At 42.4% G+C, this 10,270-nt stretch carries 10 protein-coding genes and 1 pseudogene; 4 read left to right on the top strand and 7 right to left on the bottom strand.

Features of this window, described 5'->3' with window-relative positions; all coding sequences use genetic code 11:
• Together ABZB17_RS15930 and ABZB17_RS15925 are read right to left on the bottom strand one after the other, a co-directional pair.
• Positions 1–651 (bottom strand): PmbA/TldA family metallopeptidase (locus tag ABZB17_RS15930; RefSeq protein ID WP_372651475.1); only part of this gene is annotated, 651 nt, incomplete at its 3' end.
• 136 nt (positions 652–787) lie between these two features.
• A complete protein-coding gene (locus ABZB17_RS15925; protein WP_372651479.1) occupies positions 788–1,858 on the bottom strand; it encodes a TldD/PmbA family protein in 1,071 nt (356 codons plus the stop codon).
• On the opposite strand from ABZB17_RS15925, the gene ABZB17_RS15920 reads away from it, so the two are divergent.
• Positions 1,846–1,905, top strand: coding sequence for a hypothetical protein (locus tag ABZB17_RS15920; protein WP_372651477.1), 60 nt, complete (start codon positions 1,846–1,848; stop codon positions 1,903–1,905). The two genes, ABZB17_RS15925 and ABZB17_RS15920, sit on opposite strands and share 13 nt — an antisense overlap.
• Positions 1,906–1,933: 28 nt before the next feature.
• On the opposite strand, the pseudogene ABZB17_RS15915 reads toward ABZB17_RS15920, so the two are convergent.
• Positions 1,934–2,137, bottom strand: a pseudogene (locus ABZB17_RS15915) (PmbA/TldA family metallopeptidase); the annotation flags it as partial.
• Positions 2,138–2,717: 580 nt separating this feature from the next.
• On the opposite strand from ABZB17_RS15915, the gene ABZB17_RS15910 reads away from it, so the two are divergent.
• Positions 2,718–3,731, top strand: coding sequence for a glutamine synthetase beta-grasp domain-containing protein (locus ABZB17_RS15910; RefSeq protein WP_372651473.1), 1,014 nt, complete (start codon positions 2,718–2,720; stop codon positions 3,729–3,731).
• A gap of 101 nt (positions 3,732–3,832) precedes the next feature.
• The gene (locus ABZB17_RS15905) at positions 3,833–4,951 is read left to right on the top strand and encodes a histidinol-phosphate transaminase (RefSeq protein ID WP_372651471.1); all 1,119 of its coding nucleotides are present in this window, start codon (positions 3,833–3,835) and stop codon (positions 4,949–4,951) included.
• A gap of 137 nt (positions 4,952–5,088) precedes the next feature.
• On the opposite strand, the gene ABZB17_RS15900 is transcribed toward ABZB17_RS15905, so the two are convergent.
• The 4 genes from ABZB17_RS15900 to ABZB17_RS15885 all read right to left on the bottom strand — a co-directional run bounded on the left by ABZB17_RS15900 (position 5,089) and on the right by ABZB17_RS15885 (position 8,923).
• Complete coding sequence (locus ABZB17_RS15900) at positions 5,089–5,409, bottom strand: hypothetical protein (protein ID WP_372651469.1); 321 nt, start codon at positions 5,407–5,409, stop codon at positions 5,089–5,091.
• Between the two features lie 170 nt (positions 5,410–5,579).
• Positions 5,580–6,437 (bottom strand): HAD-IIA family hydrolase, encoded by an 858-nt coding sequence (locus ABZB17_RS15895; RefSeq protein WP_372651467.1) that lies wholly within the window; start codon positions 6,435–6,437, stop codon positions 5,580–5,582.
• Between the two features lie 12 nt (positions 6,438–6,449).
• A complete protein-coding gene (locus tag ABZB17_RS15890) occupies positions 6,450–7,499 on the bottom strand; it encodes a hypothetical protein (protein ID WP_372651466.1) in 1,050 nt (349 codons plus the stop codon).
• 56 nt (positions 7,500–7,555) lie between these two features.
• Positions 7,556–8,923, bottom strand: coding sequence for a glutamine synthetase family protein (locus tag ABZB17_RS15885; protein WP_372651464.1), 1,368 nt, complete (start codon positions 8,921–8,923; stop codon positions 7,556–7,558).
• Positions 8,924–9,179: 256 nt separating this feature from the next.
• On the opposite strand from ABZB17_RS15885, the gene ABZB17_RS15880 reads away from it, so the two are divergent.
• Positions 9,180–10,270: glutamine synthetase III (locus tag ABZB17_RS15880; RefSeq protein ID WP_372651462.1), on the top strand; the 1,091-nt coding region annotated here is incomplete at its 3' end.

Here is a 10,270-nt window from a genome sequence, read left to right as displayed (position 1 = left end):
TGCAGTTGTTCCGGTTCCGTTTTTTTTCAGTTCATTGTATTTAATAGCTGTTTCTCCCCAGCCAAACTCAGGGCGGGCATCGCCATCACCTTTTACCGAAACGTTGGTGTATATTCCAAAGTACGAGTTGGCGGTATCGCCCTCGAAACCGTTGCTGTTTACCATTACACGCTCATTCAATCCATCGTAATAGCTACTGGATACCGAGATAATACGTTCGTTACTTCCCAAAATTTCTTTCTCGGCAGCAAAAGCTACCTGTATTTTCTCTTCCGGGTCAACGCTGCCAAAATTTTTGTCTAACGAACCCAGGTCTGGTCCGTCGCCTTTGTAATATAATTCAGGATCGGGCAGTGTTCTGAATTCATCTTCTGAAAGGTATTTTGTGCCTTCAATAGCTTCTTCGATAAACCGTGCCAGATCTTCTTTATTTAAGCGACTGGTGGAGTGCGATGAGTATTTTTTGTCGACAAACAAACGAATAGACAAGTTGCTTTGCAGCGCCTGTTCCAGTTTGTCAATTTTTTCTTCGCGCACTTCAACGCTGCTGCTTTGGTTGTTCGATATATTTACGCTTACCTCCTGGGCTCCATTCTCCAATGCATGATTCATAGCCCATTTTGCCAATGTATATTTTTCTTCTTTTGTCATGGTTTTTAAGTTTAAGATTCAAACATCAATTTTACCTTTTTTTCATCCCCTGCACTCCTTCGTCGCGCTTCCCCCTTCGAAGGGGGATTTCGGGGGATGATTGATTGTTTTCCCCTTGTAATTTTAAGCTACGAGATTATGCATTTGTCCCTCCAACGGTCATTTTTTTCACTAAAACAGTTGGCAGGCCAAGTGTTACCGGAACCGATTGTCCGTCTTTTCCACAGGTCCAGGTGCCGCTGTCGTTTTTGTAGTCGTTGGCAGCCATCGAAATGTCGGCCAGAGCCTGAGGCCCGTTACCAACAATATTAATGTCCTTGATAGGAGTTGTGAGTTTTCCGTTTTCGATGATATAACCCGATTTTACAAAGAAGGTAAAGTCGCCGGCACCGATTTTAACCTCGCCATTGCTGAAGTTATCAACGTAAACGCCGTAATCAACCGCTGCAAAAATTTCTTCGGTGGTGTGCGGCCCATTTTCCATGTAGGTTGATCGCATACGTGGCAGTGGCATGTGGCGGAACGATTCGCGACGTCCGTTACCTGTTGGTTCAACACCATAATATTTGGCACTGATCCGGTCGTGCAGGTAGCTGTTCAGGATACCGTCTTTTACCAGGTAGGTTTTTTGTACGTCGTTTCCTTCGTCGTCTATATTAATGGCACCGCGGTCGTTTGGCAGCGTACCGTCGTCGATAATATTAATGAAACTTTCAGCAACTTTTTTATTCAGTTTGTCGCTGAAAATAGAAGTTCCTTTTCTGTTGAAATCGGCCTCAAAAGTATGGCCAATTGCTTCGTGTAGTAAAATTCCCGAACCTCCGGCACCAAGAACTACAGGCATTTCTCCGGCTTTGGGTTTTCCGGCTTTAAACAGCAGGTTGGTTTTTTCAACGGCTTCGTTGGCCAGTTCGTCAACCAAATCTTCAGTCAGCCACTCAAAACCGCGACGAACCGATCGGGCCGCATAAGCATTCTCAATTTGTTCACCTTCCTGCATAACACAAACCGCATAAAAGCTGACCATTGGCCGGTAATCGTAGGTTAAGCGTCCTTCCGAGTTGTAAAACATTACGTAGCTGCTTTCGTCGCTCATTCCGGCATTTACCTTAATCACCTTTTCGTCGAGACCAAATATTTTGTCGTTTACCTTTTGTACAAAAGGCACTTTGTCTTTCACCGAAACATCTTCCCATTTTTTCGAAATTTTGTAGAAATTGGCGGGCAGTTTCTCGTTGTAGTCGGCAGCATTAAAGCTGGCGCTGGTGTTGGCAATGTTAGCGGCCATTTTTGCTGCATTCAGCATATCGTCGAGCGCAATGTTTTCGGAGTAGGCAAAACCGGTTTGGTCGCCTTTTAACACACGAATACCAACACCGAAGTCGATGTTTGAGTAAGCGCGGTTTACTTTCCCGTCTTCAAGCGCCAGGCTGTTTGAAATTTTGTGTTCAAAAAATAAGTCGGCATAGTCGCCGCCTTTACTCATAGCTGTTGCAATAACTTTTTGCAACATTTCGGTAGTCACTTCAAAATGATCTAAATAACTTTTCACGTCTGCTGAAATTTGTACGTTTTGGCACGATTGCACAAAGGGAGGTAAAACCATACTTCCCGCTGCAAACATACCACTTGTTTTAATAAAATCACGTCTGTCAACTTTCATAGTGCATGTATTGTTTTTAATTGTCAAATGTCTTTTTCGTTTTATCTTGTTAATTGGTAATGTTTGGTCGATTAAAATTACATTTCCGTAATAATATCTGCAATATGCACCGATAAAATTTGATAAAATGCGGGGGTGTGTTCCGAATTGGGGGCTTCATGGCGAAAAAATGCAAATATCAGAGAGGGGTATGTAAATATTACGAGCATTTTTTGTTAAAGATGAAGAAATTTTCTGGGGGTATCGTTAAATTTGGGGTGTTTGACAAAAATCTATTTTCAATGTAAATTTTGTATTAATTTATTACATTTTGATATAAATATGCTTCAACAAGTTTCATTTAAGCATATTTTTGTGGGAGACAGTTAGAAAAAATCTATTTTTAAATAAAATTTATTACATCATGAAATCAAAATTGGAATACATTTGGTTGGACGGTAGTGTACCAACTCAGCAGCTTAGAGCAAAAACGCGTGTAGCAGAAAATTTTAGCGGTAATTTGGAAGACTGTCCTGTATGGTCTTTCGATGGATCATCAACTAACCAGGCCGGTGGTGGTGCTTCTGACCTTCTTTTGAAGCCTGTTTTCATTTGTCCTGATCCGGACCGTAAAAATGCATACCTTGTTTTAACTGAAGTTCTAAATCCTGATGGAACTCCTCACGAAACCAATGGTCGTGCTCATATCGAAGAAGAAGATGAAGATTTCTGGTTCGGTTACGAGCAAGAGTATTTCTTGTACGATCCACAAACTCGTTTACCTTTAGGTTTCCCTGCAGGAGGTTTTCCTGAGCCACAAGGACCTTACTACTGTGGTGTAGGTGGTTCTAAAGCTTTCGGTCGTCAGATTGTTGAAGAGCATTTTGATATTTGTTTGGAAGCCGGTTTGAACGTTGAAGGTATTAACGCTGAGGTAGCTGCCGGACAGTGGGAATTCCAGATTTTTGCTAAAGGTGCACACAATGCGGGTGACCAAATCTGGATGGCTCGTTTCCTTTTGGAGCGTACTGCTGAAAAATATGGTGTTGATGTTGAGTGGCATCCAAAACCACTTGGAAAAGAACTTGACTGGAACGGTTCAGGTATGCACGCTAACTTCTCTAACGGTTTAATGAGAACTTGTGGCGACGAAAAAGTATTCAATGCAATTTGCGAAGAGTTCGGTAAAAACATTAAAGAGCATATCGACGTGTACGGTGCATACAACGATCAGCGTTTAACTGGTAAGCACGAAACTGCTGCCATCACTGATTTCAGCTATGGTGTTTCTGACCGTGGTGCTTCTATCCGTATTCCTGTTGGAACTGTTGAGGATGGTTGGAAAGGTCGTTTGGAAGACCGTCGTCCTGCATCAAATGGTGATCCTTATAAAATTGGAGCAAGAATTATTAAAACTGTTCATGCTGCAAAACTCTAAGACATATTTGCAAAATAAGAAAGAAACTGTCCTTATTGTAGGGCAGTTTTTTTTTGCTCAAATTTGTCGTCGCAAATAGTAATGCCCTAATAGTAATGGCCATGATAAGGAAACAAATTGAAATAAAACGTCACTTATTCGAAGAGACTTCGCATTCTCCATCGTTGGTTGATATTGTTGGAGAAGAACAGCTGGCTGATGTGGTTGATTTTTGTTTCATTGAAAACCCTTATTTCCCCGGAGAGGCATTAATACGTCGGCTTCAGGATAAACTACCTGAAGTACTTAAAGCATACCCATCGAGCAACCCGAAAGTTGCGCAACAGGATTTGGCTGCCGTTTTACATATAAAACCCGAATACCTTGTTTTAGGAAATGGTGCCACCGAGCTGATTACGATTATTCAAAACAACTTTGTTCAGGGTATGGGAATTCCCGTTCCTACTTTTAGCGAATACATCGAAAAGGTACAAAACCTGGAAAAGGTGAAACTGTTTCAGTTACCTGCCGACAATCAATATCAGTTGGATTTGGAAGCATATGCCGATTGGCTGTTGGAGGAAAAACTATCATCTGCGTTGATTATCAATCCCGGAAATCCTACCGGGCAGTTGCTTTCGATTGAAGAAATAACCGGCTTTTTAAACCGCATGAAACATTTGAAACTGGTGCTGGTTGATGAGTCGTTTATCGATTTTGCGGGCGAAGAAATTCCAAGCCTCATGCCAGTGGTTGAACAGTTTCAGAACCTGGTAATTGTCCGCAGCATGAGTAAACATTGCGGTGTGCCGGGCTTGCGCCTGGGCTATTGCTGCACCGCCAACGAATATTACCTGAAACAAATTAGAAATGCATTGCCCGTTTGGAATATAAACACGCTGGCCGAGTACTTTTTAACGCAGCTAAAAGATACCGATGCTGAATACCACAAGGCCCGTAAACATGTTATTTCCGATGTTCGGGAACTACATGAGGCACTGTGTAATATTGATGGATATGAGGTTTACCCCACGAACAGTAATTTTATTCTGCTGAAAATAAATTTTGCCATGAGCGCTTATGACTTGCAAATGAAATTGCTGCAGGATTTTGGCGTGTACGTACGCGATTGCTCCAACAAAATAGGGCTCGATGATAAGCACATCCGAATTGCATCAAAAGGCCGGGATAACGACCAACTGCTGATTCGTGCACTGATAGCGGTGGCAGCAAATGCCTAAAGGTATTTTTAGTTGTCAGTTACAAGCTTCAAGCCGCAAGCTTCAAGTTACAAGCTTCAAGAATCCAGTATCAGTTTACAGTCACAGTTCTCAGGATCAAATATCCAGTATCCAGCATCTAGTATCCAGTCTCAGACTCAGTTTACAGTCGCTATATTCTGTTGCCTAACAAAAGAAATTATGTTACCAGATGTCGTTTTCGGTAAAAATGGGCGGAAATTCATTTTTTTGCTTTTTTCCCGTGAAAATGCTATCAGAAAATGAGTCGGCACTTCATTTTCCTTGAAAAAAGCCTCACGAAATAAGTTTTCACCTCTTTTTCCTTGAAAAAAGCTTTCGGAATTAGTTTTTCGTCCTTTTTTCCGTGAAAATGCCATCAGAAAATGAGTCGGCACTTCATTTTCCTTGAAAAAAGCCTCACGAAATAAGTTTTCACCTCTTTTTCCTTGAAAATGCATTCGCCACTTGATTTTGCTTGTTTTTTCATTGAAAATGATTTCCAAAACATGATTTCGAAGCTTTTACCTGTGTATTTATGGGAGCTTACTATTTATTTACAGATAGGAAGATAATATCCTTCCTGTCCTCATAAACTAAGCGTTTAGCGCATCCAGCATCCAGGCACACATCAAAAATCAATAACAGCCGAGTCGCAAACGTAAGTTGGAATAATTCCTGAACTAATAATTTTAATATTCGCGTTATCGGGCAGGGTATTTCCCGATAAAACAAGCGCGGTGTCGAGTCCGAATTTGTTTCCTCCGATGATGTCGGTATAAAGCGTGTCGCCAACCATTAAAATCTCGTTTCTTTTAATGTTGGGTACATCCTTCATTGCACGTTCGTAAGCCAGCAGGAACATTTGGGCATCGGGTTTTCCGAAACGTATAAATTTCTTCCCTAAAATTTGTTCAACCAGGTCGGCCAGCCCGCCTATGGCAACCGAAATATCGTTTTTATTTACCGGGTAGTTAATGTCGGTATTTGCCACAATAACAGTCATGTTTTTGTGGCGCAGCAGGTTGATGGTTTTATCAATATCCTTGTTCCAGTCGAATCCTTCGTCGTCGAGAAAAGCAAACGATTTTATATGTTCCAGATCGTTCAGGTCTACATCGCTGATGGGGACTGTTTTTTGCCCCGCTGTTTCCAGGTAGTGGGCCGAATCTTTTGTTCCGAGGTAAGCCACCGCTTTTCCGTTGGCCAGTTTTGTTTTAAAGAACTCCATGGCCAGCATTCCCGATGATAAAATTTTATCGGTGGTAATAGTTGTCAGGCCTCTTTTCTGATACCAGTTCGATAGTTCCTCCGGACTTCTTGATGAGTCGTTAGTTAATACGTAATACGGAATTCCCCTTGATTCTAAATATTTGAAAGTATTTCCTACTCCCTCAATCAGGCCCGAATGATTTTTTAATACACCAAAGGCATCAAAAAACACCGCCCGGTAGTTTTTCACTACACTTCTAAAACTTTTTGTTCTCATAATAGTACAGCATCAGAGTTTTAATGTTTTCAAAATCTTCTCTACCCGGTATTTGGCTTCCATGGCAGGGAAATAAGTTTCGTAGGCTTCCTTAATCAGTTTGGTTGAATAGTATTTTCTGAAAAAGTATGGCCCGTCTTTAATAACATAGTTTAAAATAAAAAAGCGGTAAACTTCTTTAATTAAATGCACTTCGGGAGGTGTAAGCGGAAAAACCTTGTGGTATTCTTTCAGAAACAACATAAAGCGGTCTTCCATTAAGGTATCCACCTGGTAACTGAAAACGGTGCGGTCGCCAACATCGGAAACCACGCGGCTAAAAAAGTAAAAGTCCATTACGCGCGACGACATGCGAAACCAGTCGTAATCCCAGCGCGAATAAAACTTTCCATCGCCGGTAATTGAAAAATTACCAATGTTCCAGTCAACCAAAACGGGTATGGTTTCAATTTCGGTGTTGTAATTCACGCGGTCGGCATTGCCCAAAAAATAATCGGCGTGTCGCAGAATCAAATCCTTGTGCGACTCTTCCATCTGTATTTCGCTCTTGTGGATCGAGCGTTTCAGTTTCTGAATATCAGTAATTACGTTTTTCGAGGAATGTGGCAACTGGTTCGAAACGTTGGTGCACGCTTTGTGAAAACGAGCCAGCTCGCGGCCCAGTTTTTTTATGTGTCTTTCTTCCAGCCGGCGGGGTAGTTTATTTCGAATTTGAATAGGATTGTAAAAAACGACCCAGGCACTGCGCTCGCGTTCGTGGTAACGGTAAATATACAGTTCGTTGCGTTTTACCAGCGATTGTGCTAAAAACATTTGATAAGGGTACTCGAGGTTGTTGGCCAGGTTGTTTATAATGATGTGGTCTTCCCTGAAGTCTTCAAAATTGCCGTATTCCGAAATTTTTGCAAAAACCGGTTCGCGTTTGTAAAACGATATTTTGTATACATGATTGGTGGAAACCTTTGCGCTTACATCAAAAACACCTTTTATCTCGTGTCGTTCCCCATCAAATTCTTTCCAGGCAAGTTTGATTATCTCTCCATAATCCAGTCTCTGCATCATCTCTTTCTTCTTTTTTTCAAAGTTAGTTGGTTTTGCCTTGCAGCCTTCGCGTTGTTTTAAATTATTTCGAAATACCTTTTTAGCTCCCACTGCGGATCGTTGTGGTCAACCTGTTGGCATTCCCATTCGCGGGTAAGGGTGAAATATTTTACAAATGCTTCGCCAAACAATTCGTTGGCAATTTCCGATTCGGCCATTTTTTTAGTTGCTTTTTCCAGCGAATCGGGCAACATACCATTGCCTGTTTCCCGGTAACCATTTCCTTTGGTCGGAGCAATTTCCAGTGGTAGTTTGTTTTTTATGCCGTAAAGTCCGGCGGCCAGCGAGGCTCCAAGGGCCAGGTAGGCGTTGGTGTCCGAGCCGGGAACCCGTAATTCAATGCGGGTAGATTTCTCGCTTCCCGGAATGGCGCGAACTGCACAAGTGCGGTTGTCGATTCCCCAGGTAAGTGTGCGGGGTGCCCAATCGCCGCCGCTCAGGCGTTTGTAACTGTTTGGGTTAGGCGCAAATAGTGGCAGTATTTCAGGCAAACATTTTAACAGCCCGGCAATATAATGTTGCATGGTTTTACTTATTCCATCAGGCGAATTCGCATCCAAAAACAAATTCTTCTTTTTGTCCAGATCCCACAAACTTTGGTGGATGTGCCCGCCGCATCCCGGAAGTTTTTCATTCCATTTGGCCATAAACGTAGCCACAAAATTGTGTTTATAGGCAACTTCTTTTACCGCCGATTTAAACAGCAAGGCTTTGTCGGCTGCAGCCAGAATCTCGTCATGAATAACAGTGGCTTCCACAACGCCGGGGCCGGTTTCGGTGTGCATGCCTTCAAGCGGAATGTCAAACTGCTGAAGCAACTCGAACAGGTCGTTAAAGTAAGGCTGGTTCAGCGAAGTTCTTAAAATGGAATAACCAAACATTCCTGGAGTTATCGGTTGCAAATCTTTATATTCAGCATTGGCAATTTCGCTTGGTGTCCCCTGAAAATTAAACCATTCAAACTCTTGCGAAAAGATAGGTATTAAACCCATTTCTTCGCTTTGGGCGGCAATACGTTTTAACAAACTTCGCGAACAAGCGGCCTCTGCATATTTTGGGTCGTTGCCAAAATCGCCTAATAAAAACGGAGTGTTGTCTTCCCACGGAATCTGGCGGTAAGTTTCGGGGGCAATACTAGCTTTTGCATCGGGGTAACCGGTGTGCCAGCCTGTAATTTGGCTGTTTTCGTAACACTTGTCGGCACAGTCCCAGCCAAAAATCACATCACAAAATCCCAACCCGTTTTCCAGGGCATTCAAAAACTTATCTTTATGAATATACTTGCCACGCAAAATCCCGTCAATATCCGCTACTGCAAACTTTATTTTAGTGAAATTTCGTTCCTTTATTTTGGTCAGTATCTCTTGCTTATCCATTACTAGCATCAAATTTGATTTTAAAATAAACGATGTTTGAGGAAATAACAAATATCGTCATTATAACTTTCGTTTGTTAAGGATGTGGTTTTAGTATGTTGTTTTGCTAAAAAAGTAGAAAATTTCCAGAATAACCCCTCGCTGTGTTAGGTTCGGGTAAATATTTTCTTAAAAAATGAAGTTTAAGCATGATAAATGTCAGGACTGAGGATGGAAAATATTATTTTTGAGGACAGACAAAAAACAGACTTAAATAAATTTAATCATGGCACAATTTAGATTTAAGGCACTTGATGAAGTGCTTAACCGTAAGCCGGTAGAAATCGAACGCGAAGAAAACCTGGTTTCGGACTACTATGGCATGTTGGTCTTCGATCAGTCGAAAATGAAAAAATATTTGTCGCGCGAAGCCTACAAAGCAGTAACCGATGCGGTTGAAAGAGGAACTACGGTTGACCGTAAAATGGCCGACCAGGTAGCTCAGGGTATGAAAGCCTGGGCAATTGAAAACGGTGCAACGCACTACACGCACTGGTTTCATCCGTTAACAGATGGTACGGCCGAAAAGCACGATGCCTTTATTGTACATGGTGCCGATGGAGGGGTGATTGAGTCATTCTCGGGCAAATTGCTGGCACAGCAGGAACCCGACGCTTCATCGTTCCCGAGTGGTGGAATACGCCAGACTTTCGAAGCTCGTGGTTACACGGCCTGGGACCCGTCGTCTCCGGCATTTATCAGCGAAACCACACTTACTATTCCTACCATTTTTATTTCGTATACCGGCGAGGCGCTCGATTATAAAACACCTTTGCTACGTGCATTAAATACAATCGACAAAGCGGCTACCAGCGTGTGCCAGTATTTCGATAAAAACGTTACCCGTGTTCAGGCAAACCTGGGATGGGAACAGGAATATTTCCTGATTGATGAGGCTTTGTTTATGGCGCGTCCCGACCTGATGTTAACCGGACGTACGCTGATGGGCCACGCATCATCAAAAGATCAGCAACTTGACGACCATTATTTCTCATCCATCCCAACGCGTGTAAACAAGTTCATGCAGGATGTTGAGAATGAAGCCTATAAACTGGGAATTCCGGTAAAAACACGCCATAACGAGGTGGCCCCAAACCAGTTTGAACTGGCTCCGATTTACGAAGAGGCCAACCTGGCCAACGACCATAACCAGCTGTGCATGGACATTATGCAGAAAATTGCCCGTCGTCATAAATTCCGTATTCTTTTCCACGAAAAACCTTTTGCGGGAATTAACGGATCGGGAAAACACAACAACTGGTCGTTATCAACCGATACCGGAGTGAATTTGTATTCGCCGGGTAAAAATCCAAAATC

This window comes from Draconibacterium sp. (assembly GCF_041583095.1).
In the GTDB taxonomy this organism is placed as follows: Bacteria; Bacteroidota; Bacteroidia; order Bacteroidales; family Prolixibacteraceae; genus Draconibacterium.
This window is presented reverse-complemented; position numbering and strand designations above follow the sequence as displayed.